Here is a 24,152-nt window from a genome sequence, read left to right on the forward strand (position 1 = left end):
CCACAAGGTCTCAGCCCGGAATCGGCAGGTCGTAGCGCCGAAGCAGCGCCCCTAGAGCAGGCACGCCGGCCGCCAGGTCGTAGTACTCAACCTGCAGCCCCACACTCGCTGCACCCGCCACATTGGCTTCGTTGTCGTCGATGAACAGCACCGACGACGCCGGTAGGTCGATCGCGCTCAGAATCGCCCGGAAGTACGCCGGATCAGGCTTCGCCAACCCGACATCGCACGAGTAGAACGTCGCGTCGAACCACGCGCCGTACCCGCGCTCGTCCTGCATGATCGCCCGCCGGTACCCCTGCTGGTTGGTCGCCAGATGACACCCGATCCCGGCCGCGCGCAGCGACTGGATCAACTCCACCACCTCAGGCTCCGCTGCGAACCAGGTCCACGGCTCGAGCGCCTCCTCCACGGACGCCGGCGAGTTCCAGCGCCGCAGTACGTCGGCCAGCGCGTCGCGGAAGTCGACCTTGCCGACCAGCGCGGGGAGTTCCGCCGCCATCAAGTCCGCCACGAACTCCGGACCGCCGGACGGCACCAGCGAGGTCAGGTGGCCCCACCAGTCGGCGGTCGGGCGCTGGATGACGCCGTCGGCGTCGAACAGGACGGCGGTCACGGGACTCATGGGTCCATCTTGTCATCGGAGCCTTGACCGGTTCAGTCGGTATGCGCTTACCTAATGGCTACGTAAACATAGATGGACACCTTCCGGCGAAATCCAACAGAAAGCGCCAGGTGAGGCTATGACCTTGAGCAGAAGGAAGTTCCTCGCGGTCGGCACGTCAGCAGCAGCCGCGGCCGCCGCGGGACTCACCGGTTGCGGCTCCCGCAGTTCGCTGGGTGCCTCGAACGAACTCAGCATGTGGACCTGGGTCGGGTCCGTCAACGACGACCTGATCGCCCAGGCGGAGAAGGCGATTCCCGGGTACGACGGCATGAAGCTGGCGATGACCCGGATCGGCACCAACTACAAGACCAAGGTCCTGACGGCACTGGCCGGCAAGTCCCTGGTGCCCGACATCGTCGCGATCAACGACGACGTCGCGACCTACTTCCCGAACGCCGACCAGTTCCACGACCTGTTCGAGCTCGGCGCCAAGGACCTCGAGAAGGACTTCCTGCCCTGGAAGTGGAAGCTCGGGATCACGCCGGAGAACAAGATGATGGCCTACCCGATGGACACCGGGCCGACCGCGCTGTTCTACCGCAGCGACGTCTTCACCAAGGCCGGGATCGACATCGACCCCGCCGCGGTCGCCGGGCTCGCGCCCGACTGGGACGCCTACATCGCGCTCGGCAAGAAGCTGAAGCAGGCGGTGCCGGGGTCCGCGATCACCGACAACATCCAGGGCGTCTACGACTACCGGATGGCGCAGCAGCCGAAGCGCTACATGACGTCCGACGGGCAGTACATCGGCGACCAGGACCACGTCCGGCAGTCGTTCGACCTGGCCGTCCGGGTCGTCAAGGAAGGCCTCTCGGCGAACGCGCAGAACTCGACCGACAAGAACGCGGTCGTCACCAACGGCAAGCTCGTCGCCTACAACGCGGCCGTCTGGTGGGCGCAGCTCGGGCCGAAGAACGCGGCGCCGAAGACGAAGGGACTGTGGCGGGTGACGGCGGCACCTGGCGGCGCCGGCAACCGCGGCGGGTCCTTCCTCGGCATCACGAAGTACTGCAAGAACCCGGAGGCCGCGTTCGCGTTCATCAGCTGGCTGGAGTCGGCGAAGAACCAGGCGCAGGCGTTCCTCGACCCGGTGCTGTTCCCGTCCACGCCGGCGACCTACACCGACCCGACGCTGACCGCGCCGGACCCGTTCTTCGGCGGGCAGCAGATCGTCGACGTGTTCGCCGAGTCCGCGAAGAAGTACCCCGGCGCGTACTTCTCGCCGTACGACAGCATCATCGGTACGCCGATCGGCAAGGAGCTGGTGAACATCGAGGCGTCCGGCAAGGACCCGGACCAGGCCTGGGCCGACGCCCAGCGCCAGATCGAACGCGAACTCACCCGGGCGGGGGCGATCTGACATGCCATCTGAATCCGCTGTCACCAGCAAGGCCGTCCCGGCGCAGGAGGTCACCGCGACCACGGCCGCCGACAAGCCGCCGAACAGGTTCCGGCAGGCGCTCCCGCAGTACGCCGCCGTCTCGCCGTTCTTCATCCTGTTCGCGATCTTCGGCGCGTTCCCGGTGCTGTTCTCGATCTGGATCTCGTTCCACTCCTGGGACGGCATCGGAAACATGACCTGGGTCGGGCTGGAGCAGTACAACTACCTGCTCAGCGACGCCACGTTCTGGAAGACGATCGGCAACACGCTGATCATCTGGGTGCTGTCCACCGTGCCGATGCTGCTGCTCGCGCTGGTGATTGCCAACGCGCTGCACAACGCGACCCGGTTCCGCACCTTCTACCGGATCGCCTACTTCATCCCGAACGTCACCTCGGTGGTCGCGATCACCCTGGTCTTCGGGTCGATCTTCAGCAACAACTTCGGCCTGCTGAACGCGTTCCTGCAGTCGATAGGCCTCGGCCAGGTCGAGTGGCTGACCCAGCCGTGGGGCATCAAGATCGCGATCGCCACGATCATCACCTGGCGCTGGGTGGGCTACAACGCGATCATCTACCTCGCCGGCCTGCAGGCGATCTCCGCCGACGTGTACGAGGCCGCGAAGGTCGACGGCGCCAGCTCGCGGCAGACCTTCTGGCGGATCACGGTTCCGATGATGCGCCCGGTGATCCTGTTCACCGCGGTCACCTCGACGATCGGCGGCCTGCAGATCTTCACCGAGTCCCGGGTGCTGTTCGGCGACACCAACAACATCGGCGGCCCCGGCGACGCCGGCCTGACGATCGTCTCGTACCTGTACCAGAGCGCGTTCATCAACAACCAGTTCGGGTACGGCGCCGCGATCGGCTGGGCGCTGTTCGTCCTGATCGTGCTGTTCAGCATCATCAACTGGCGGCTGATCGGCGGCAACGACGACGAACGCCTGACCCGACGCGCCGCTCGGCGGGTGGAACGCCGGATCGCGGCCCAGAATGCCAAGAGGGCGGCAGCGCAGTCGGCCGCAGCGAAGGAGACCGCAGATGTCCGTTGAGCGCATCCGCACCGTGGTCGGGCACGTCGTGCTGATGCTCGGCGTCCTGGTCTCGCTGTTCCCCTTCTACTGGATGGTGGTGATGGCCTCCAACACCACCCCGGACATCTTCAGCTACCCGCCGAAACTCTGGATCGGCTCGCATCTGTTCGAGAACATGGGCAAGGTGCTGGACAACATCGACTTCTTCGGCTCGATGCTGATCACGCTGATCGCGTCGCTCGGCGTCACGGTCCTGGCGCTGTTCTTCGACTCGCTGGCCGCGTTCGCGTTCGCGAAGTACGAGTTCCCGGGCCGCAACCTGCTGTTCGGCCTGCTGCTCGCGACCTTCATGATCCCGACCCAGCTGTCGCTGGTGCCGCAGTTCGTGACGCTCGCCGAGTTCGGCTGGATCGGGTCGCTGAAGGCCCTCATCATCCCGGGCGCGGCGAACGCGTTCGGGATCTTCTGGATGCGCCAGTACGCCAAGGGCGCCATCCCCGACGAACTCATCTCGGCCGCCAAGGTCGACGGCGCCGGCTTCTTCCGGCAGTACCTCACCGTCGGCCTGCCGGTGCTCCGGCCCGGTCTGGCCTTCCTCGGCATCTTCACCTTCATCAACGTCTGGAACGACTACCTCTGGCCGCTGATCGTGATGACCGACCCGAACCGCCTCACCCTGCAGGTCGCCCTCGACCAGCTGAACGGCATCTACGGCACCGACTACTCGATGGTGATGGCCGGCGCGCTGATGAGCGTCGTTCCCCTGATCGGCGTCTTCCTGATCGGCGCGCGTTCGTTCATCGCCGACCTGGCGGCGGGCGCCATGAAGTTCTGACCGGAAACCAACCACAACCACGGGATTTCCTTTGACTGACCACAAGCTCCGCTGGGGCATCATCGGCACCGGCAACATCGCGTCCCGGTTCGCCAGTCAGGTGCCGACGTCGAAGACCAACGAGGTCGTCGCCGTCGGCAGCCGGTCGCTGGACTCGGCGAACGCCTTCGCCGACAAGTGGGACATCGCCAACCGGCACGGCTCGTACGACGACCTGCTCGCCGACGCCTCCGTCGAGGCGGTGTACATCGCGACACCGCACCCGATGCACGTCGAGTGGGCGATCAAGGCGGCCGAGGCCGGCAAGCACGTGCTGTGCGAGAAGCCGCTCGCGATCAACCGCGCGTGGGCCGAGGCGATGATCGAGGCCGCCGTCCGCAACGACGTCTTCCTGATGGAGGCGTACATGTACCGGTGCCTGCCGCAGACCAAGCTGGTCACCCAGCTGGTCCGCGACGGCGAGCTCGGCACCGTGCACCAGATCCAGGCCACGTTCGCGTTCGCCGCCGGGTTCCGGCCGGAGAGCCGGATCTTCGCCGACGACCTGGCCGGCGGCGGCATCCTCGACGTCGGCGGCTACCCGGTGTCGATGGCCCGGCTGATCGCCGGCGCCGCGACCGGGCAGCCGTACGCCGAACCGGCCGCCGTGAACGCCGTCGGCCACGTCGGCGAGACCGGCGCGGACGAATGGACCGTGGCGACGCTGTTCTTCGAGGGCGGCGTCACCGCGCAGATCAGCACCGGGGTCCGGCTCTCCGACCGGAACCAGGTCCGGATCTACGGCAGCAAGGGCTACCTCCAGATCGACGACCCGTGGTTCGGCGGCGACGGCAAGCCGACCCACGTCACGCTGCACCGGGTGGGGGAGGACCCGCGGGAGATCTCCGCGGAGCCCGCCCTGATCTACACCGCCGAGGCCGAGGCGGTGCAGGCGGCGATCGCCTCCGGCGCGGTGGAGGCGCCGGAGATGAGCTGGGCGGACACGCTCGGCAACCTCACGGTCCAGGACCAGTGGCGGGCGGCGATCGGCCAGCAGTACGCGAGCGAGCGGGACGACGCGATCGTCCCGACCGCGACCGGGCGCCCGCTGGCCAGGCGCGCCGACGCCCCGATGACGTACGGCCACGTGCCGGGCGTCGACAAGCAGGTGTCCCGGCTGGTGATGGGCGTGGACAACCAGCAGTCGCTGGCCCACGCCGCGGTGGTCTTCGACGACTTCGTCGAGCGCGGCGGCACCACGTTCGACACGGCGTACATCTACGGCGGCGGGCGCGGCGAGAAGCTGCTCGGGCAGTGGATGAGGTCGCGCGGCAACCGCGACGACGTCGTCGTGATCGGCAAGGGCGCGCACACGCCGTACTGCGACCCGGAGTCGATCACCCGGCAGTTGCACGAGAGCCTCGAGCGGCTGCAGACCGACCACGTCGACCTGTACTTCATGCACCGCGACAACGAGGACGTCCCGGTCGCGGAGTTCGTCGACGTCCTCGACGAGCACTTCAAGGCCGGCCGGATCAAGGCGTACGGCGGATCGAACTGGTCCACCGCCCGCTTCGACGAGGCCAACGCGTACGCCGAGGCGAACAGCAAGCAGCCGTTCACGCTGCTCAGCAACCACCTCAGCCTCGCCCGCGCGTACGACGTACCGTGGGCGGGTTGCCGGCACGTGGCCGACGACGAGTCGCAGGCCTGGCTGCGGGAGCGGCAGGTCGCGCTGTTCCCGTGGTCGAGCCAGGCGCGCGGCTTCTTCACCGGGCGCGCCAAGCCGGAGGACACCTCGGACCAGGAGTTGGTGCGCTGCTTCTACTCCGACGAGAACTTCCGCCGGCTCGACCGGGCGCGGGAGCTCGCGGCGGCCAAGGGAGTGGAACCGACGGCCATCGCTCTGGCATGGTTGCTGCACCAGCCGTACCCGGTGTTCCCGCTGATCGGGCCGCGGCACGTGAGCGAGACGCGGACCTCGACGCCGGGGCTGTCGGTCACGCTGACGGACGAGGAAGTGGCGTACCTCACTGCTTGATCGGCGGCAGTGGACCGAATTGGTCGTGTGCTGACACGCATGTAACATGGTCTGTCGGTGTCACGACCCTGAACACGGAGAATCATGTCTAAGAAGTGCGATGTCTGCGGCAAGCAGCCGACGTTCGGCAACAAGGTTGCCCGCCTGGGTAAGGGCGCGATGATCCGCCGGGTCAAGGCTCGCACGCCCCGGCGGTTCAACCCGAACATCCAGCCGGTCCGGGCGCTCATCAAGGGCACCCCGACCCGGATGAAGGTCTGCACGTCCTGCATCAAGGCCGGCAAGGTCCAGCGCGTCGTCGGCTGACCCTCAGCTTTCCTCCGTGTAGGGCCTTTCCATAGGCGCCCGGGTTCACCCCGGGCGCCTATTGGCGTTTGCGTGCGACGGCCGTGATCTCGTTGCGGTTGTGGTGGAGCTGACGGGCGTGGCGTACGTCGTACCGCTCGCCGAGCACCTCGAGGCCGCGGCGGGCGCCGTCGAGCGGGTTCTTGCCGCCGCCCTTGAGCGTGACGATCGCGAGGCCGCCGGGGCGCAGGTGGTCCGCCGCGTCCAGCATCATCCGGGCGCTCGTCACCTGGTCCATGCGCATGTCGTTCACCACCACGTCGAACCGGACCCGGTTCGCCGCGAAGAACCGGCCCGCCGTCGTCGCCTCGTGATGGATCCGCCGGTCGCCGCGCAGCCGCGGGTCCAGCGAGCCCGGGTCGACCGACCACACCTCCTGCCCGTGCAGCCGCAGGATCCGCGTCCACCCGCCCGGCGACGCGCCCAGGTCGACCGCCTTGCCCGCCGGCAGTTCCAGCCCGAAGGTCGCGATCGCCTCCTCCAGCTTGAACTCGGACCGCGACACCCGCTCCTCACCCCGGGCCAACCGCATCCGCCCACCCGGCCAGTCCGACAAGCTGTCCGCCAGCCGGTTCACCCCGAGCAGCAGCTGCTTGCCGGCGACGACACCGGAGACGACGACCTCCTGCCCGGACCGCTCCACGGTCACGCCGCGGCTCGTCAGCGCGTCGACGATCAGCTGCCGGAACGACCCGCCGGTCCCGTTGCCCTCGACCCAGGTCTGCACGGCGACCGCCCGCCCCGGAAGCTCCTCGAGCAGCGTCGTCGCGAGCTCCGACTCGGTCGGCAGGTCGTCCAGCGGATACCCGGCGACCTCTCGCGTCAGGTGCCGGACGAACATGATCCGCCCGTCGTCACACGCCGCCGCGAACTCCTCGACCCCGACGCCCGCGTCGGCCAGCCGCGCCAGATCCGCCCCCAGCCGCTCGAACCGGTGCTCGCCCGCGAAGGCCTCGCGGATCTCGCGGACGGCGTAGCGGTAGCTGTCCGACGCGAACGAGAACAGAATCGAGCGAGGCACAGCACATGGTAAGCGGACCCGTTAGCCTTCCGGGCGTGGCGGAACTGACGGTCGAGGTGTTGCGGGCGTGGGCCCGGACGGCGCTCGCCGATCTGGCGCGGGCACGCACCGAGATCGACGAGCTGAACGTGTACCCGGTCCCGGACGGCGACACCGGCACCAACCTCTACCTGACCTGGGAGGCCGCCTGTGACGCGCTGCCGCAGGGCGAGCTCACGTTCACCGAGGCGATCCAGGCCTTCGGCCGCGGCGCTCTGCTCGGCGCCCGCGGCAATTCCGGCGTCATCACCTCGCAGCTGATCCGCGCCTGCGGCCTGCGCCTCGACGAGAACCTGCCCCACGACCCGCGGACCCCAGGCGTCCTCGCCGATCCCCGGATGAGCGAGCCCGCCGCCTTCGCCGACGCGCTCACGTACGCCGCCGACGCCGCGTACGGCGCGGTCGCGCAACCCGTCGAGGGCACCATGCTGACCGTCGCGCGCGCCGCGGCGTCCGGCGCGATGACGGCCGCCAACGACGGCAAGAGCCTCGCCGACGTCTGCCTGGCCGCTGTCGCGTCCGCCCGCCAGGCGCTCGGCCGGACGACCGAGCAGCTCGACGTACTGCGCCGCGCGGGCGTCGTCGACGCCGGAGGCGCGGGCCTCGTCGTGATCCTCGGCGCGATGGAGTCGGTACTGACCGGTCAGCACGTGCGCGTCGACGTACCCGCCCGGGTCGAGCCGCAGGGCGAAGGCGCCGAGAGCCCGGACGGACCGGCGTACGAGGTGATGTACCTGCTCGACGCGCCCGACGACAAGGTCGGCGACTTCCGGCAGTCGCTGGCCGGGCTGGGTGACTCGGTCGTGGTGGTCGGCGGCGACGGGCTCTGGAACGTGCACGTCCACACCGACGACGTCGGCGCCGCGATCGAGCACGGCATCGACATCGGCCGGCCGCACCGGATCCGGGTCACGCACTTCGAGGACCAGGCACACCACCACGAACCCGCGCCGGGCAGGGCGGTGATCGCGGTCGTCGCCGGCGACGGGCTGGCCGAGCTCTTCACGGAGTCCGGCGCCCGGATCATCCGCGGCGGACCCGGCCGCCGCTGCTCCACGGGTGAACTCCTGCAGGCGATCGAACAGTCGCAGGCCTCCGAGATCGTCATCCTGCCCAACGACCAGGACTCGATCGCGGTCGCCGAGGCGGCCGCCACCGCGGCCCGCCAGGACGGGATCCGGGTCGCGGTCATCCCCACCCGCGCGCAGGTCCAGGGCCTCGCCGCGATCGCCGTCCACGACCCGGGTCTCAGCTTCGACGACGACGTCGTGCACCTGTCGGCGGCCGCCGGGCAGACCCGGCACGGCGCGGTGACGATCGCGGTCAAGGACGCCTGGACGATGGCCGGCCGCTGCCGGATCGGTGACGCGCTGGGCGTCGTCGACGGTGATTTCGCCCTCATCACCGACGACCTCGAGGACGCCGCGCGGCAAGTGGTCGACCGGCTGCTGGGCGGTGGCGGCGAGCTGCTCACGATCGTGACCGGCCGGGACGCGGACCCCGCACTGGCCGCGGCCGTGGAGCGCCACGTGCGGCGGCAACGCAAAGATGTCGACGTCGTGGTGTACGACGGAGGGCAGGACAGGTACCCGCTGTTGATTGGCGTCGAATGAAATCAGATATGGATCGCAAACTCCGGGACTTCCTCGGGGCCAAGACAGCCAAGTCGTTCGTGGACGTGCTCGGGATCGAGACCGTCGGCGAGCTGCTGCGGCACTACCCGCGGCGCTACCTGAAGAAGGGCGAGCTGACGCCGTTCGACGAGCTGGAGGTCGGCGACCAGGCGACCGTCAACGGCCGGGTCAAGAAGGTCACCGCCCGGGCGCTGGACAGCAAGATCGAGATCAAGCCCGACCAGGTGCACAGGTTCCGCAAGCAGCGGACCATCACCAAGGTCGTGGTCACCGACGGTCGCAACGACCTGGAGATCGCGTTCTTCAACCAGCCCTGGCTGCTGACCAAGCTCACGCCCGGCACGGCGGCGCTGTTCTGGGGCGAGGTGACGAAGTTCCGCGACATCCTGCAGCTGAAGGGACCCGGCACCGAGATCCTCGACGAGGAGGACCTCACCGAGGCCGAGATCGAGCGCCGCGCGCGGCCGTTCCGCCCGCTCTACCCGGCGACCTCCAAGTTGTCGACGGCAACGATCGAGCGGTCGGTGAAGATCGTCCTGGACAGCCTTGACGAACGCATCGACGACCCGATCCCGGACCTGGTACTGCGCAACGAGAAGCTGCTCGGGCTGCGGGACGCCCTGCAGAAGGTGCATCTCCCGGACACCGAGAAGGACATCCACGACGCGCAGCAGCGGTTCCGCTTCGAGGAGGCGCTGGTGATGCAGACGATCCTCGCCCAGCGGCGCGCGGTGACCGACAAGCTGAACGCCGTACCGCGGCCGCGCAAGCAGGGCGGGCTGCTCGACGAATTCGACCAGCGGCTGCCGTTCGCGCTGACCGAGGGCCAGGCAGAGGTGGGGGAGGAGATCTTCGCCGACCTCGGCCGCGCACACCCGATGCACCGGCTGCTGCAGGGTGAGGTCGGCTCCGGCAAGACCGTGGTGGCGCTGCGGGCGATGCTGTCGGTGGTCGACAACGGCGGCCAGGCCGCGCTGCTCGCGCCGACCGAGGTCCTGGCCGTCCAGCACCACAAGACGCTCACGAAGATGCTCGGCGACCTGGCCGAACAGGGCATGCTCGGCGGCGCGGAGAACGCCACCAAGGTCGGCCTGCTCACCGGTTCGCTGAACGCCGCGGGACGCCGTACGGCGATGCTCGACGCCGCGAGCGGCGCGGCCGGGATCGTGGTCGGGACGCACGCGCTGCTGGAGGACAAGGTCCAGTTCGCGGACCTGGGACTCGTGGTGGTCGACGAGCAGCACCGGTTCGGCGTCGAGCAGCGGGCCGCGCTGAGCGCGAAGTCCGGCGACAACACCCCGCACGTGCTGGTGATGACCGCGACGCCGATCCCGCGGACCGTCGCGATGACCGTGTTCGGGGACCTGGCCGTCTCGACGCTCACCCAGTTGCCGGCCGGCCGGTCGCCGATCCAGTCGTCGGTGGTCCCGGCCAAGGAGAAGCCGGACTGGCTGCAGCGGGCGTGGGCGCGGGTCCGCGAGGAGGTCGGCAAGGGGCACCAGGTGTACGTCGTGTGCCCGCGGATCGGGGACGACGTCAAGAACGCGACCGACGAGGAAGGCGAGCTCCTCGAGACCGACGAAGGCGGGAAGAAACAGGCCCGGCCGCCGATCTCGGTGGTCCAGGTGGCCGAGGCGCTCGGCGAGATCCTGCACGACCTGCGCGTCGAGATCCTGCACGGGCGGCTGCCGGCCGAGGAGAAGGACGCGGTGATGTCCCGGTTCGCGGCCGGCGACGTCGACGTGCTGATCGCCACCACGGTCATCGAGGTCGGCGTCGACGTGCCGAACGCCTCGACGATGGTGATCATGGACGCCGACCGGTTCGGCATCTCGCAGCTGCACCAGCTGCGCGGCCGGGTCGGGCGCGGCAAGGTGCCGGGGCTGTGCCTGCTGGTCACCGACCTGTGGGCGGGGTCGAAGTCGTACGGGCGGCTGGAGGCGGTCGCCTCGACGACGGACGGGTTCGAGCTGTCGCGGATCGACCTGGAGACCCGGCGCGAGGGCGACGTGCTCGGCGTCGCGCAGTCCGGGCGGCGCTCGAGTCTGAAGCTGCTGAGCGTGCTGCGTGACGAGGACGTCATCCTCGCCGCCCGGCACGTGGCGACCTCGATCGTCTCCGTCGACGCGGAGCTCGCCGAGTACCCGGCACTACGGGCCGTAGTACGCACCGCGCTGGAGTCGGAGACGACTGAGTACCTGGAGAAGACGTGACGCGGATCGTCGGTGGGGCGGCCGGTGGGCGGCGGATCGGCGTGCCGGCGGGGAGCGGGACGCGGCCGACCGCGGACCGGGTGCGGGAGGCGTTGTTCTCGTCGCTGGAGTCCGAGTTCGGGAGCTTCCATGGGCTGGCGGTGCTCGACCTGTACGCCGGGTCGGGCGCGATCGGGCTCGAGGCGCTGTCCCGGGGCGCCGCGAAGGCCGTACTGGTGGAGTCGGACCGGAAGGCCGCCGAGGTGATCGTGGCGAACGTCAAGGTGGTCGGCCTGCCGGGGGCGACGGTGTTGACCCGGCCGGTGGAGAAAGTGACTGCAGGTGACGCCCCCGCGGTGTTCGACCTGGTGTTCGCGGATCCGCCGTACAAGCTGGAGACGGCCGAGCTGCAGGACGTGCTGACCGATCTCGTGGCCCACGGCTGGCTGGCCGACGACGCGGTGGTGGTCGTGGAACGCGGAAAGCGCGAGCCGTGGGAGTGGCCCGAGGGGTTCGCCGCGCTCCGGGACCGCAAGTACGGCGAGGCGCGCCTTTGGTACGGTCACCGCCATGGCTAAAGCGGTCTTTCCGGGGACCTTCGACCCGCCCACCGTCGGGCACCTCGACATCGTCACCCGGGCGGCCGCCGCCTTCGACGAGCTGATCGTGGCAACCGGGGTGAACCAGTCGAAGAACCGGCTGTTCGGGCCGCAGGAGCGGATCGAGATGCTCACCGAGCTGGTCGAGCCGTTCCCGAACGTGCGGGTCGGCAGCTTCGAGGGCCTGCTGGTCGACTACTGCCGCGCCGAGGGCGCCGGGGTGATCGTGAAGGGCCTGCGCTCGGCCGCGGACTACGACTACGAGCTGCAGATGGCGCAGCTGAACCGGCGGATGACCGGCGTCGACACGCTGTTCTTCCCGACCGCGCCGGAGAACGCTTTCATCTCCTCGAGCTGGGTCAAGGAGATCGCCCGGCTCGGCGGCGACGTCAGCACGTTCGTGACCCCGGCTGTTCACTCCCGGTTACTGAACAAGCTCTAGGATCCCCCCGGATTGGGCGGTAAGCCGCGGAGTTGGTAGTCTTGACAACCGGTCTCGACGAGACCGAGATCCTGCCTGCCCACGCCTGAAAGGTTTGCCCTGAGCGTCCTGGACCCGCGGTCCCCACTCGTGATCGACACGCACGAGCTGACACGCCGCGCCGGGTCCCAACGCGAAGTCACCTTCACGGCGCCGGCGCCGGCGGATCTCGGAATCGACGTGATCGGCGTCCCCGAAGGCGATCCGATCCAGTTCGATCTACGGCTGGAATCGGTGGTCGAGGGGGTGCTCGTCACCGGAACGGCCCGCGGCCGTCTGGTCGGGGAGTGCGCGCGGTGCCTGGTCGATATCGAGGACGAGTTCCTCGCTGACGTCCAGGAGCTGTACGTCTACCCGGAGAGCGAAGCCGAGCCGGACGAGGCCAGCCGGATGGAGGGCGATCTGATCGACCTCGAGCCGGTGCTGAGGGACCAGGTGGTGCTCGCACTGCCGTTCCAGCCGCTGTGTACGGACGACTGTCCGGGTCTCTGCCCCGAGTGCGGGGTACGCCTGGCGGACGAGCCCGGCCATCAGCACGAGGAGCGGACCGACCCACGCTGGGCCGCGCTCGGCGGCCTGCTCCCGCAGGATGAACAGAACAACAACTAGATAGACCTGCCGAAACCGACTGGCGGGGGCCTGACCACCTCCAGTGAACTCAAGGAGTCCATAACCGTGGCCGTTCCGAAGCGGAAGATGTCGCGCAGCAACACCCGCAGCCGCCGGGCCCAGTGGAAGACCACTGCCCCGTCGCTGGTCACCTGCGTGAACCCCGCCTGCCGCGCGAAGCACCTGCAGCACACCGTCTGCCCGAACTGCGGCCAGTACGGCGCCAAGGGCGAGCGTCGCCAGGTCGTCGAGAGCTAAACGGCACCACCCAGTGAACTCTGCCAACGAAACGGGGCTCTACGCCGAGCTGAACCAGCGGCTCGGCGTATCGCTGGCTGACGAACTGCTGGAGCACGCCTTCACCCACCGTTCGTACGCGTACGAGAACGGTGGGCTGCCGACGAACGAGCGGCTGGAGTTCCTCGGGGACTCCGTGCTCGGCGTCATCGTCACGGAGTCGCTGTTCCGGAACCACCCGGACCTGTCCGAGGGCCGGCTGGCCAAGCTACGGGCCGCGGTGGTCAACATGCGTGCGCTCGCGGGGGTCGCCCGCGAGCTCAAGCTGGGCAAGTACCTGCGGCTCGGCCGCGGTGAGGAAGCCACCGGCGGCCGCGACAAGTCGTCGATCCTCGCCGACTGCGTCGAGGCGCTGATCGGCGCCGTCTACCTGGACCGCGGCTTCGAGGTCGCGGGCGGGGTGGTGCACCGGCTGTTCGACGACCTGATGGAGTCGTCGGCCCGGCTGGGCGCCGGCCTGGACTGGAAGACCTCGCTGCAGGAGCTCGTCGCCCAGCTCGGCGTCGGCGTCCCGGAGTACGTGATCGCCGAGTCCGGGCCGGACCACGCGAAGACGTTCGAGGCGCGGGTCCGGATCGGCTCCGACACCTACGGCCACGGCATCGGCCGCAGCAAGAAGGAAGCCGAGCAGCAGGCCGCCGAGACCGCCTGGAAGGCCCTGCGCGCCGCGCACCCCGACAGCGTGGACCCCTCGCAGTCCTGAGGTGCCCGAGCTTCCTGAGGTAGAAGTCGTACGGCGGGGTCTGGCCGGGTTCACCACCGGCCGGACGATCGAGACCGTCGAGGTGCTGCATCCGCGTCCGGTACGGCGGCACGCCGCCGGGGCCGAGGATTTCGTGTCCCGGCTCAAGGGGCAGGTGTTCGCGGAACCGGCCCGGCGCGGGAAGTACCTGTGGCTGCCGCTCACGTCCGGTGACGCCGTGCTGACGCACCTCGGGATGAGCGGCCAGTTCCGGGTCCAGCCGGTCGGCGCGCCCGACGAACCGCACCTGCGGGTCCGGTTCCGGTTCGCCGACGACGGCGGAGAGGTCCGTTTTGTGGACCAGCGGATGTTCGGTGGTCTGTCGTACTCCGAGGGCGGCGCCGAGCTGCCCGCCGAGATCGCGCACATCGCCCGGGACCCGTTCGATCCTCTGTTCGATCCGGAGGCCGCGGCCGCGAAGATCCGCCGCCGCCGGACCGGGCTGAAGCGGGCGCTGCTGGACCAGACCGCGGTCAGCGGGATCGGCAACATCTACGCCGACGAGGCGCTGTGGCGCGCCAAGCTGCACTACGCGCGGGCCACCGAAACGCTGAAACCCGTGCAAATCAAGGGCATTCTCGAGCAGGCGCACGCGGTGATGGCCGAGGCGCTGACCGTTGGTGGTACCAGCTTCGACGCCCTGTACGTCAACGTGAACGGGGAATCCGGGTACTTCGAGCGCGGCCTGAACGTCTACGGGCAGGAGGGATCGCCGTGCCCGCGGGACGGCCGCCCGATCCGTCGCGAGCCGTTCATGAACCGTTCGTCGTACCGCTGCCCGAGATGTCAGCCCGTCCCGCGGCACGTGCGCTGGTGAGCGAGGTATCGTTAATAAACGTGGCCCAGGTTGACCGGTCGGTGTCGGCGGTGTCACCCTGAAAGACGGCACACATTTTCGGCGCTCCCTCGTGACCAGGCTGCGGAGCGCAACCGGCCAGAACCCTTCCGGAGGACAGCACAATGGCCAAGGCTCTTCTAGGGCATCTTGGAGGCACTGACCCGCGCATGCTCGAGCAGGTTCGTCTGCTCAACCGGCGTGTCGCCGATCTGGAGGCGCACGTGATGCGGCTCCAGGCAGAGAACGACCACCTCGTCGCACAGATCCACGAGGGTCGGCTGCTGACCGTCGACGAGGCCCTGCGCGCTCCCGCTTCGGTCTGACCCCATCAGAGATCGATCTCGACCGTCCGCACTACCCACGGCGGTGGCCCCCGTCCGGGCCTCCGCCGTTCTGTGTTCACCGAATGTTGTGCTCCCAAACCTTTCGCCGGCCGCTCTGAAAGGCCCGGCCTCCGCTGGTTCCCGCGCATCTGTTTGTACACTGCGAAGCGGAACTACTTCCCCCGGGTAGCGGCAGCGTCATCGGCAGTTACGACGGTTCCTTTCGGTATCGTCTGTCCTTTCACGGGTTGGAGAGCTTCGCCTTGTACCTGAAGAGCATGACGCTCCGAGGCTTCAAGTCGTTCGCGTCGGCGACGACGATGAACTTCGAACCAGGCATCACCTGCATCGTCGGGCCGAACGGCTCCGGCAAGTCGAACGTCGTCGACGCGCTGGCCTGGGTGATGGGTGAGCAGGGCGCCAAGTCGCTGCGCGGCGGCAAGATGGAGGACGTCATCTTCGCCGGCACCTCCGGCCGCTCGCCGCTGGGCCGCGCCGAGGTCGTCCTCACCATCGACAACACCGACGGCGCGCTGCCGATCGAGTACGCCGAGGTGACGATCAGCCGGACGATGTTCCGCAACGGCGGCTCCGACTACCAGATCAACGGCCAGAACTGCCGGCTGCTCGACGTCCAGGAGCTGCTCAGCGACTCCGGGATCGGCCGCGAGATGCACGTCATCGTCGGCCAGGGCCAGCTCGACTCGATCCTGCGCGCCACCCCGGAGGGCCGCCGCGGGTTCGTCGAGGAGGCCGCCGGTGTCCTCAAGCACCGCAAGCGCAAGGAAAAGGCGATCCGGAAGCTGGAGGCCACCGAGGGCAACCTGCACCGGCTCGGGGACCTGATCACCGAGATCCGCCGCCAGCTGAAGCCGCTCGGGCGCCAGGCGGAGGTGGCGCGCCGGGCGGTGACGATCCAGGCGGAGGTCCGCGACGGCCGCGCCCGGCTGCTCGCCGACGACATCGTCCAGGCGCAGTCCGCGCTCGAGGCCGAGCTGCGCGACGAGGCCCGGCTGACCGAGCGCCGGACCGAGACCGAGGCGAAGCTCCGCGAGGCGCGCGAGCTGGAGGCCGAGCTGGAGGACGCGCTCCGCGAGGACGCCCCGGCGCTGCAGGCCGCCCAGGACACCTGGTACCAGCTGTCCGGCTTCGGCGAGAAGATCAAGGGCACGGCGCGGATCGCCGCGGACCGGATCCGGTCGCTGAACGACGAGGCCGAGGACGGCCCGCGGTCCGGCCGCGACCCGGAGGAGCTGGAACTGGAGGCGGCCCGGGTCCGGGAGACCGAGGCGCAGATCGAGGCCGAGGTCGAGGCGCACTCCGAGCTGCTCGCCGAGTCGGTCGAGCGCCGCCAGCAGCTGGAGGCTCAGGAGGCCGAGGAGGAGCGCCGGATCTCGGCGCTGATCCGCGCCGCCGCCGACCGCCGCGAGGGCCTGGCCCGGCTGACCGGCCAGGTGAACGCGCTGAAGAGTCGCGCGGCCGCCGCCGAGTCCGAGATCGGCCGGCTCGCCAGCAACAAGCGCGAGGCCGAGGAGCGGGCCGCCAAGGCGCAGCACGACTTCACCGCGCTGGAGACCCAGGTCGCCGGGCTGGACGCCGGTGAGAAGGGGCTCGACGACCAGTACGAGGCCGCCCAGGCGGTGCTGGACGAGCTGGACGAGCGGCTGGCGAAGCTGCGGGCCGAGGAGCGCGACGCCGAGCGCGAGCGCACCGGCCTGGCCGCGCGGAAGGAAGCCCTCGAGCTCGGCCTGAACCGCAAGGACGGCGCCGGCGCGCTGCTGGCCGCCTCCGAGCAGGTCAACGGGCTGATGGGTTCCGTCGCCGCGCTGCTGAGCGTGCGGCCCGGATACGAGACCGCGATCGCCGCGGCGCTCGGCGAGGCCGCCGACGCCGTCGCCGTGACCCACACCGACGCGGCCCTGCACGCCGTCGGCCACCTCAAGGAGCACGACCTGGGCCGGGCCGGGATGCTCCTCGGCGACGCCCCGGCCGACGACTACGCCATGTGGCCGGCGCTGCCGTACGGCGCGTCGTACGCCGTGGACGTGGTGGACTGCCCGGAGACGCTGCGCCCCGCCCTGCGGCGGCTGCTGCGCAAGGTCGCGGTCGTGGACGACGTCGCCGCGGCGCGGTCGCTGGTGCGGAACCTGCCCGACGTGACCTGTACGACGCGTGCGGGCGACGTACTCGGGGCGCATTTCGCGTACGGCGGATCGGACGCGGCGCCGAGCCTGATCGAGGTGCAGTCCGCGGTCGACGAGGCGGCGGAGAAGCTGACCGAGGCGACGGCGCGCAGCGAGCGGCTGCGGTTCGAGCTGCAGGCGCTGGAGGACGAGCGGGCGCGGCAGAAGGAATCCGTCGAGATCACGCTGGCCCGGCTGCACGAGTCGGACGCGGCGATGGCCGCGGTGGCGGAGCAGTTGGCGCACTTCGGGTCGCTGGCCAAGGCGTCCCGCGGTGAGGCGCAGCGGATGGCCGAGGCGATCGCGGCGGCCGAGGAGGAGCGCGACCGGAACCTGTCCGGCCTGGCGGAGCTCGAAGAGCGGCTGCTGGACGCCGAGGCGATCGACGAGGACGGCGACGAGCCGGACACGTCGGAGCGCGACCGGTTGGCCGAGGCGGCCAAGGCGGGGCGGGCGGCCGAGATGGAGGCGCGGCTGGCGCTGCGTACTACCGAGGAGCGGGCGCGGGCGCTGGCCGGCCGGGCCGACTCGCTGGAGCGGGCGGCGCGGCAGGAGCGCGAGGCGCGGGCGCGGGCGATCGCCCGGGCGGCCCGCCGGGCTCGGCAGGCCGAGGCGGCGCAGGCGGTGCACCTGGCCGCCGGGCATGTGCTGGCGCGGCTGGAGTCGTCGCTGCAGCAGGCGGCGGCCGAGCGGGCGACGATCCAGGCGCAGCGGGCCGACCGTGAGCAGGCCCTGGCGCAGGCGCGGTCCGCCACGCGGAACCTGAGCTCCGAGCTGGAGCAGCTGACCAACACCGTGCACCGGGACGCGCTGGCGCGGGCCGAGCAGAAGATGCGGCTCGAGGCGCTGTACGAGAAGGCGCTGGGCGAACTCGGTATCGAGGTCGACGCGCTGGTCGCGGAGTACGGACCGGACCAGCTGGTGCCGCCGCTGCCCAAGGACGGCGAGGACCCGGCCGAACTCGAGGGCGAGCCGTTCGACCGGACCAAGGTCGAGAAGCGGCTCAAGCAGGCCGAGCGGGCGCTGAACCAGCTGGGCAAGATCAACCCGCTCGCGCTCGAGGAGTTCGAGGCGATGGAGGAGCGGCACCGCTTCCTCTCCGAGCAGCTCGACGACCTGAAGAAGTCCCGCCGGGACCTGATGGACATCGTCAAGGAGGTCGACGAGCGGGTCGAGCAGGTCTTCACCGAGGCCTACCGCGACGTCGAGGTCGCCTTCGAGCACGTGTTCAGCCGGCTGTTCCCGGGCGGTGAGGGCCGGCTCGTGCTGACCGATCCCGAGGACATGCTGACCACCGGTATCGACGTCGAGGCGCGCCCGCCGGGCAAGAAGGTCAAGCGGCTGTCGCTGCTGTCCGGCGGTGAGCGGTCGCTGGTCGCGGTGGCGTTCCTGGTCGCGCTGTTCAAGGCCCGGCCGTCGCCGTTCTACATCCTCGACGAGGTCGAGGCCGCGCTCGACGACACGAACCTCGGCCGCCTCCTGGAGATCTACGAGGAGCTCCGCGAGAACAGCCAGTTGCTGGTCATCACCCACCAGAAGCGCACCATGGAGGTCGCCGACGCGCTGTACGGCGTCACGATGCGCGGCGACGGTGTCTCCTCGGTCATCTCCCAGCGGATCCGGGAGCCCGAACCCGTCTAGGCGGTGATGGTCATCGAGGCGAGCTCGTCGCCCTGGACGTCGAAGGTGAAGTGCGACGGGCCGTTGAAGCCGTCGCCGCCGACCTGGGTCAGGATCGTCAGCGGGTTGCCGGGGGTGCTGACCTCGGTGCCGGTGAAGGTGACGTTCTTGCCGATGAGTTCGTCGTCGCTCCAGGACCGGATCCGGTCGTGGCCGCGGAACTCGCGGCCCCAGTCGTTCACGTAGCCGTCCGCGGCGAACGCCGCCACGAACGCGTCGTTGTCCAGGGCGTCGATCGCGTCGAGCGCGCGCCGGACCGCTGCGGGGATCTCTTCGCTCATGCCGCCGACGATAACCCTCCCGGTTGAACCGATCGGTGGATCCGCACGTGTCGCGGGTGTCGACCGAGGAGGTTCTGATGAAGCGTTGGGCGAGTGTGCTGGCCGTGCTGGTGCTGGCTACGGCCGGGCTTGCGGCGTGTGGGGACGACGGGGCGGCTCCGGGCGGTACGACGGCCCCGAGCCCGGCGGGGGACGTGGCGCTGGCGACCGCGACGGTCGGCGACTACGGCAAGGTCATTGTCGACGGCAACGGCCGCACGGTGTACGTGTTCGACAAGGACACCTCTGGTACGTCGAACTGTTCCGGCGACTGCCTCGCGAAGTGGCCGCCGGTGCCGGCCGCCGAGGGGACGCCGAAGGTCGACGGCATCGACGCCTCGCTGGTCAGCACCATCACGCGCGCCGACGGGACCAAGCAGCTCGCGGTGAAAGGCCTGCCGGTGTACCTGTTCGCCAGTGACAGCAAGCCCGGCGAGGCCAAGGGCCAGGCGGTCGGCGGTGTCTGGTGGGTGGTCGGCGCGGACGGCCAGAAGATCACCACCAAGCCGGGCGATTCCGGCAATGGCTACGGCTACTGAACGTCTGCTGGTGTTGGCACCGGCGAATCCCGGTATCGTGCGGTCGGTGGGTGAGACCCGAGGGCCGCAGGATGCCGAGACCCTCATCCGTGCGTTGTACGCCGAGCACGGCCGCAGCCTGCTGGCGTACGCGACCCGGCTGACCGGAGACCGTGCCGCGGCCGAGGACGTCGTCCAGGAGACGCTGTTGCGGGCCTGGAAGCACGCGGACGACCTGACCGCCGGGAAGGGGTCGGTGCGGGGCTGGTTGCTGACCGTGGTGCGCAACCTGGTCACCGACCGCGCCCGGGCCCGGGCGGTCCGTCCGGCGGAGGTCGCGGACGTGGCGGACAGGCCGCCGGTCGAGGGGGATCACTCCGAGAACGTCGTGAACACCATGGTGGTGATGGACGCGCTCGACAAGGTGTCGCCCGAGCACCGGGAAGTCCTCGTGCAGCTGTACTACCGCGGCCGGTCCGTGGCCGAGGCTGCGAAGGAGCTGGGCGTCCCGCCCGGTACCGTGAAATCGCGTTCGTACTACGCCCTCCGAGCTCTGCGCGCGGTGCTGGCAGAGAAAGCAACGGAGGTGTCCCATGACTGAGCACGACCGTACGCAGCTGGGCGCCTACGCGCTGGGTGCGCTGGAGCCGGCCGAGGCTGCCGAGGTCGACGCGCACCTGGCCACCTGTGCCGACTGCCGGGCCGAGCTGGCGGAGCTGACCGAGCTGAAGGAGTTCCTCGGTGAGGTGCCGCCGGAAGCGTTCCTGGAGGGCCCGCCCGAGGGTGGCGACCTCCTGCTGCAGCGCACGCTGCGGGAGGTCCGTCCGCCGAAGCGGCGTTCCCGCTGGTTGCTGGTCGCGGCTGCGGCTGTTGTCGTGGCGGGTGCGCTGGGCGGAGGCGTCGTACTTGGACGGGCGACAGCGCCGGAGAACACCAACCCGCCCGTGGCGGGGGCCAAGCAGGTCACGGGGTCGGACGCCGCGACCGGAGCCACGATGGCTGCCACCGTGGAGCCGCGGTCCGGCTGGACCTGGGTGCGGGTGAATGTGAAGGGCCTGAAGGCCGGTGACGAGTGCGAGATGGTCATCGTCGACAAGTCCGGTACGACGTGGGTCGCCGGCAGCTGGCTGGTGTCCGAGAAGGCTGCCGAGGACGGCAGCACGTTCGGTGGCGGTGTGGTGATCCCGCCGGACCAGGTGCGCTCGGTGGAGATCAGGACGGTGCAGGGGAAGCACGTGGTGACGGCCACGGTCTGACGCGGTTGCGGGACACGAGAGGATGGAGCTGTGGCTACTACCTCCGAGGACCTGCGAGAGCGCCGGAAGAACGCTGCTGACAGCTGCGAGCGCTGGCTGTCGCACAAGCGTGTGCCTGCACCGGACCGGCTCCGGCAGCTCGCGGACGCCGTGCAGGACGACCAGGTCGATGTCTACGGCAACGGTGGTGAGATAGCGGCGCTGGAGAAGGAGGTGGCCGAGCTACTCGGCAAGCCGGCCGCCGTGTTCGTGCCGACCGGCATCGTGGCGCAGCAGAGCGTACTGCGCGTGTACGCCGACCGGGCGGGCTCCGACCGGGTCGCAGTACACGGGCTGGCCCACCTGCTGGTGCACGAGCTGAACGCTCTGGAACAGGTGCACCACCTGCGCATCGAGCGGCTGACGTCCGAGCCGCGTCAGCCCCGGCCGGACGAGCTGGCCGCGATTCCCGGCAAGCTTGCCGCGGTGACGCTGGAGCTGCCGTTGCGCGACGCCGGCTTCGTCCTGCCGACGTGGGACGAGCTCGTGGTGTTCTCCGAGACGTGTGCGAAGCGCGGCGTACCACTGCACCTCGACGGGGCGCGGCTCTGGGAGAGTACGCCGTACCTCGACCACAGCCTGGCCGAGATCGCCGCACTGGCGTCGACCGTCTACGTGTCGTTCTACAAGGTGCTGGGCGGCATCAGCGGTGCGGCACTCGCCGGGCCCGAGGACGTGATCGCGGAGGTCCGCCGCTGGCAGCGCCGGCTCGGCGGCAACCTGTACTCGCTGTTCCCGTACGCCGTGTCCGCGCGGAACGGCCTGCGGACCGTGCTGCCGCTGATGGACGACCTGCACCAGCGGGCCGTCGAGGTCGCGAAGGCCTTGCAGAGCGAGGGATTCCGGGTCTTCCCGGAGCCGCCGCACACGAACTCCTTCCGCGTCTACGCGCCGCGGACGGCCGAGTCGATCGAGCAGGTCGCGGTCGAGCGGATGGAGCGGACCCGCGAGGCGCTGTGCGGTCCGTGGCAGCCGGCCGACGTCCCCGGCTGGTCGTGGGTGGAGCTGGTGGCGGCGCCGGCCACGCTGGAGTGGCAGGTCGACGAAATCGCCAAGGCGTTCGGGGAACTTCTGGTGCGCTGAGCACGTCTGGCTGTGTGTTTGGCGCTGTGTTGGGTTGGGGATCCGGGGAGAGAAGTGCTGACATTCGTCGTCACCATGGTGGTTCTGCTGGTTCTGTCGGGCTTGGTGCTGCTGGCCGTCGCCCGCGGTGAGGGGAAACATTTCGGGTAGCCTCGCACCATGCGCCGGCTGATCTTCCAGGAGTACGTGACCCTCGACGGGTACGCCGCCGGGCCGGACGGGGGACTCGAGTTCTTCGAGGCGATCGGCGTGCACCCGGACGACGACAACCTGCACCTGCTCGACAGTGTCGACACGATGCTGCTGGGTGCCGAGACGTACCGGTTGTTTGCCGGGTTCTGGCCGACCGAGGCCGCGGCCGGGGAGCCGATCGCGGAGAAGCTCAACGCGTTGCGGCTGGTCGTCGTGTCGACAACCCTGGCGGGTGCGCCGTGGGGCTCGTACGAGCCGGGCGAGGTCGTCCGGGACCTCGACGCGGTGCGCGCGCTCAAGGCGGAGCAGACCGGCAAGGACATCATCCTGTGGGGCAGCATCACGCTGTTCCAGTCGCTGCTGCGGGCCGGGCTGGTCGACGAGATCCAGCTGCGGATCTGTCCGGTGCTACTGGGCGTGGGGAAGAGCGCGTTCCCGGCGGGCGGGTCGCCGGTCGGCCTCGAGCTGATCGAGGCGCGCCCGTGGGGCACTGGCGGCGTACTCGTGCGGTATCGGCCGACTAACTGACGGCGTCGACGATCGCCTTCACGATCGGGGCGGCGATGGTGATCGTGGGTACGACGAGGAGCGCGGCCGCGCCGGCGTAGGTCACGGTGGACAGCGTGCGCTCGTTCGCGGGCGGTCCTGCGAGGCGCTGCACCCGCAGTACAGTGGCGGACTTGGCCGCGGCCAGGGCGGCCTCGGGCGCCGGTGCGCCGGCCAGCGCGACCAGTGCACGGGCGAGCGGCCGTGGTCCGGTACGGCGGCGGGCGTCGTCGTCGGCGAGCAGTTCGACCAGTGTGCGGGCCTGCTCCAGTGCGACGTCGCTACGCACCCACCGCGGGAACGCATGGTGCAGTGCGGTGAACTCCTCCAGGACGAGGTCGTGCCGAGCCCGCAGGTGCGCCTGCTCGTGCGCGAGCACCGCCTTCAGCTCGCTGTCGTCCAGGCGGTCCAGTGCGCCCACCGACACCACCACGCGGGCACCTCGCAGCGCCGGCAGGCAGTAGGCGAGTGGCGTCTCCTCGGCCAGTACCCGCAGGCCAGGGATCAGCCCGTCCGGCGTGGCCAGTACGTCGACCAGATCGCGGTGCCGCTTCCGCCGGGCCCGGGTGCGGATGGCTACCTTGCCCTCCGCCCACAGCAGCCGTACGACGACCGACGCGACCAGCGCGAGGATGGCCGCGGCCACCAGGTCCCGGGGCGACGACGGGTCGAACCGCGGCTCACCGGGGCGTCCGGCGATCGAGTAAGACAGGGCAATGCCGGCACCGAGCGCGGCCAGTACGGCGGCCAGCGCGATCGCCTGCCAGAGGATGACCGCGGCGCGCGGGACGCGGTACGGCCAGTCGGCGCGAGCCAGCAGAGCCGGCGCCGGGCCGGTGAGCACCAGCGCCAGGACGGCCAGCAGGACCGGGGTGATCACCCCGTCGGCTCCTGGTCTTCGAGCCGCGACAGGGCCTCACGGAGCAGCGCCGCCTCCTCGTCGGATACCTGCCCGACGAAACGGACCAGGGCCTCCCGCCGGTCACCCGCGCGGTCCAGCGCGTCCCTCATCAGGTCGGCGGCCAGCTCCTCCCGCGGCGCGGCCGCGCGGTAGCGCCAGGCCTTGCCGTCGCGCTCGCGCTCGGTCAGCTTCTTCTTCGCCAGCCGGTCCAGAACGGTCATCACGGTGGTGTAGGCGAGCTCACGCGTACCGGACAGCTGGTCGTGTACCTCGCGCACGGTCAACGCGGAAGGCGCCGCCCACAGCTGCTCCATGACCAAGCGCTCCAGGTCGCCCAAGGGACGCGGGGCCTTCTCCTCACTCGCCACGTGACCAGTA

Annotated in this window: 25 protein-coding genes; 20 read left to right on the plus strand and 5 right to left on the minus strand. The window is 70.0% G+C overall.

Features of this window, described 5'->3' with window-relative positions:
• Positions 1-10 precede the first annotated feature (10 nt).
• On the minus strand, positions 11-625 hold the full coding sequence (locus ABN611_RS24815) for an HAD-IA family hydrolase (RefSeq protein WP_350274627.1): 615 nt from the start codon (positions 623-625) through the stop codon (positions 11-13).
• Between the two features lie 118 nt (positions 626-743).
• Here ABN611_RS24815 and ABN611_RS24820 point away from each other — a divergent pair, with 118 nt between their 5' ends.
• The 5 genes from ABN611_RS24820 to rpmB all read left to right on the plus strand — a co-directional run bounded on the left by ABN611_RS24820 (position 744) and on the right by rpmB (position 6,242).
• Entirely contained in the window at positions 744-2,027 is a 1,284-nt protein-coding gene (locus ABN611_RS24820; protein ID WP_350274628.1) for an ABC transporter substrate-binding protein, read from the plus strand.
• Position 2,028: 1 nt separating this feature from the next.
• Complete coding sequence (locus ABN611_RS24825; protein WP_350274629.1) at positions 2,029-3,099, plus strand: sugar ABC transporter permease; 1,071 nt, start codon at positions 2,029-2,031, stop codon at positions 3,097-3,099.
• Complete coding sequence (locus ABN611_RS24830) at positions 3,089-3,916, plus strand: carbohydrate ABC transporter permease (protein WP_350274630.1); 828 nt, start codon at positions 3,089-3,091, stop codon at positions 3,914-3,916. Before ABN611_RS24825 ends, ABN611_RS24830 begins: the two co-directional genes overlap by 11 nt.
• 31 nt (positions 3,917-3,947) lie before the next feature.
• The gene (locus ABN611_RS24835) at positions 3,948-5,936 is read left to right on the plus strand and encodes an aldo/keto reductase (protein WP_350274631.1); all 1,989 of its coding nucleotides are present in this window, start codon (positions 3,948-3,950) and stop codon (positions 5,934-5,936) included.
• 84 nt (positions 5,937-6,020) lie between these two features.
• Complete coding sequence (gene rpmB, locus ABN611_RS24840) at positions 6,021-6,242, plus strand: 50S ribosomal protein L28 (protein ID WP_167208492.1); 222 nt, start codon at positions 6,021-6,023, stop codon at positions 6,240-6,242.
• Between the two features lie 58 nt (positions 6,243-6,300).
• On the opposite strand, the gene ABN611_RS24845 is transcribed toward rpmB, so the two are convergent.
• On the minus strand, positions 6,301-7,302 hold the full coding sequence (locus ABN611_RS24845; RefSeq protein ID WP_350274632.1) for an SAM-dependent methyltransferase: 1,002 nt from the start codon (positions 7,300-7,302) through the stop codon (positions 6,301-6,303).
• A gap of 35 nt (positions 7,303-7,337) precedes the next feature.
• Between ABN611_RS24845 and ABN611_RS24850 the strand changes: the two genes are divergently transcribed.
• The 10 genes from ABN611_RS24850 (at position 7,338) to smc (ending at position 18,880) form a co-directional block, all read left to right on the plus strand.
• Entirely contained in the window at positions 7,338-8,954 is a 1,617-nt protein-coding gene (locus ABN611_RS24850; protein WP_350274633.1) for a DAK2 domain-containing protein, read from the plus strand.
• Positions 8,955-8,962: 8 nt separating this feature from the next.
• Entirely contained in the window at positions 8,963-11,188 is a 2,226-nt protein-coding gene (recG, locus tag ABN611_RS24855; protein ID WP_350274634.1) for an ATP-dependent DNA helicase RecG, read from the plus strand.
• The gene (gene rsmD, locus ABN611_RS24860) at positions 11,185-11,745 is read left to right on the plus strand and encodes a 16S rRNA (guanine(966)-N(2))-methyltransferase RsmD (protein WP_350274635.1); all 561 of its coding nucleotides are present in this window, start codon (positions 11,185-11,187) and stop codon (positions 11,743-11,745) included. Before recG ends, rsmD begins: the two co-directional genes overlap by 4 nt.
• The gene (coaD, locus tag ABN611_RS24865; RefSeq protein ID WP_350274636.1) at positions 11,738-12,208 is read left to right on the plus strand and encodes a pantetheine-phosphate adenylyltransferase; all 471 of its coding nucleotides are present in this window, start codon (positions 11,738-11,740) and stop codon (positions 12,206-12,208) included. Before rsmD ends, coaD begins: the two co-directional genes overlap by 8 nt.
• 129 nt (positions 12,209-12,337) lie before the next feature.
• Entirely contained in the window at positions 12,338-12,856 is a 519-nt protein-coding gene (locus ABN611_RS24870; protein ID WP_350274637.1) for a DUF177 domain-containing protein, read from the plus strand.
• Between the two features lie 66 nt (positions 12,857-12,922).
• A complete protein-coding gene (gene rpmF, locus ABN611_RS24875; protein WP_130387616.1) occupies positions 12,923-13,114 on the plus strand; it encodes a 50S ribosomal protein L32 in 192 nt (63 codons plus the stop codon).
• A gap of 13 nt (positions 13,115-13,127) precedes the next feature.
• Entirely contained in the window at positions 13,128-13,856 is a 729-nt protein-coding gene (gene rnc, locus ABN611_RS24880; protein ID WP_130387617.1) for a ribonuclease III, read from the plus strand.
• 1 nt (position 13,857) lies between these two features.
• Positions 13,858-14,712 (plus strand): bifunctional DNA-formamidopyrimidine glycosylase/DNA-(apurinic or apyrimidinic site) lyase, encoded by an 855-nt coding sequence (gene mutM / locus ABN611_RS24885; protein WP_350274638.1) that lies wholly within the window; start codon positions 13,858-13,860, stop codon positions 14,710-14,712.
• Between the two features lie 143 nt (positions 14,713-14,855).
• Complete coding sequence (locus tag ABN611_RS24890) at positions 14,856-15,056, plus strand: hypothetical protein (protein ID WP_130449173.1); 201 nt, start codon at positions 14,856-14,858, stop codon at positions 15,054-15,056.
• A gap of 263 nt (positions 15,057-15,319) precedes the next feature.
• Entirely contained in the window at positions 15,320-18,880 is a 3,561-nt protein-coding gene (smc, locus tag ABN611_RS24895) for a chromosome segregation protein SMC (RefSeq protein ID WP_350281679.1), read from the plus strand.
• On the opposite strand, the gene ABN611_RS24900 is transcribed toward smc, so the two are convergent.
• On the minus strand, positions 18,877-19,200 hold the full coding sequence (locus ABN611_RS24900) for a nuclear transport factor 2 family protein (RefSeq protein ID WP_350274639.1): 324 nt from the start codon (positions 19,198-19,200) through the stop codon (positions 18,877-18,879). The two genes, smc and ABN611_RS24900, sit on opposite strands and share 4 nt — an antisense overlap.
• A gap of 77 nt (positions 19,201-19,277) precedes the next feature.
• Between ABN611_RS24900 and ABN611_RS24905 the strand changes: the two genes are divergently transcribed.
• The 5 genes from ABN611_RS24905 (at position 19,278) to ABN611_RS24925 (ending at position 22,855) form a co-directional block, all read left to right on the plus strand.
• Positions 19,278-19,778, plus strand: coding sequence for a hypothetical protein (locus ABN611_RS24905; RefSeq protein WP_350274640.1), 501 nt, complete (start codon positions 19,278-19,280; stop codon positions 19,776-19,778).
• A gap of 46 nt (positions 19,779-19,824) precedes the next feature.
• A complete protein-coding gene (locus tag ABN611_RS24910; protein WP_350274641.1) occupies positions 19,825-20,358 on the plus strand; it encodes a sigma-70 family RNA polymerase sigma factor in 534 nt (177 codons plus the stop codon).
• Positions 20,351-21,013 carry a zf-HC2 domain-containing protein gene (locus ABN611_RS24915; protein WP_350274642.1) on the plus strand — a complete coding sequence of 221 codons (663 nt, stop codon included), beginning with the start codon at positions 20,351-20,353 and terminating at the stop codon, positions 21,011-21,013. Before ABN611_RS24910 ends, ABN611_RS24915 begins: the two co-directional genes overlap by 8 nt.
• Positions 21,014-21,043: 30 nt before the next feature.
• Positions 21,044-22,135 carry a beta-eliminating lyase-related protein gene (locus ABN611_RS24920; protein WP_350274643.1) on the plus strand — a complete coding sequence of 364 codons (1,092 nt, stop codon included), beginning with the start codon at positions 21,044-21,046 and terminating at the stop codon, positions 22,133-22,135.
• A 159-nt stretch (positions 22,136-22,294) separates the two neighbouring features.
• Entirely contained in the window at positions 22,295-22,855 is a 561-nt protein-coding gene (locus ABN611_RS24925; RefSeq protein ID WP_350274644.1) for a dihydrofolate reductase family protein, read from the plus strand.
• On the opposite strand, the gene ABN611_RS24930 is transcribed toward ABN611_RS24925, so the two are convergent.
• On the minus strand, positions 22,848-23,753 hold the full coding sequence (locus tag ABN611_RS24930) for a M56 family metallopeptidase (RefSeq protein WP_350274645.1): 906 nt from the start codon (positions 23,751-23,753) through the stop codon (positions 22,848-22,850). The two genes, ABN611_RS24925 and ABN611_RS24930, sit on opposite strands and share 8 nt — an antisense overlap.
• Positions 23,750-24,142, minus strand: a complete 393-nt coding sequence (locus tag ABN611_RS24935) for a BlaI/MecI/CopY family transcriptional regulator (RefSeq protein ID WP_350274646.1) — start codon at positions 24,140-24,142, stop codon at positions 23,750-23,752. Before ABN611_RS24935 ends, ABN611_RS24930 begins: the two co-directional genes overlap by 4 nt.
• Between the last annotated feature and the right edge of the window lie 10 nt (positions 24,143-24,152).

It is taken from the genome of Kribbella sp. HUAS MG21 (assembly GCF_040254265.1).
Lineage (GTDB): Bacteria > Actinomycetota > Actinomycetes > Propionibacteriales > Kribbellaceae > Kribbella.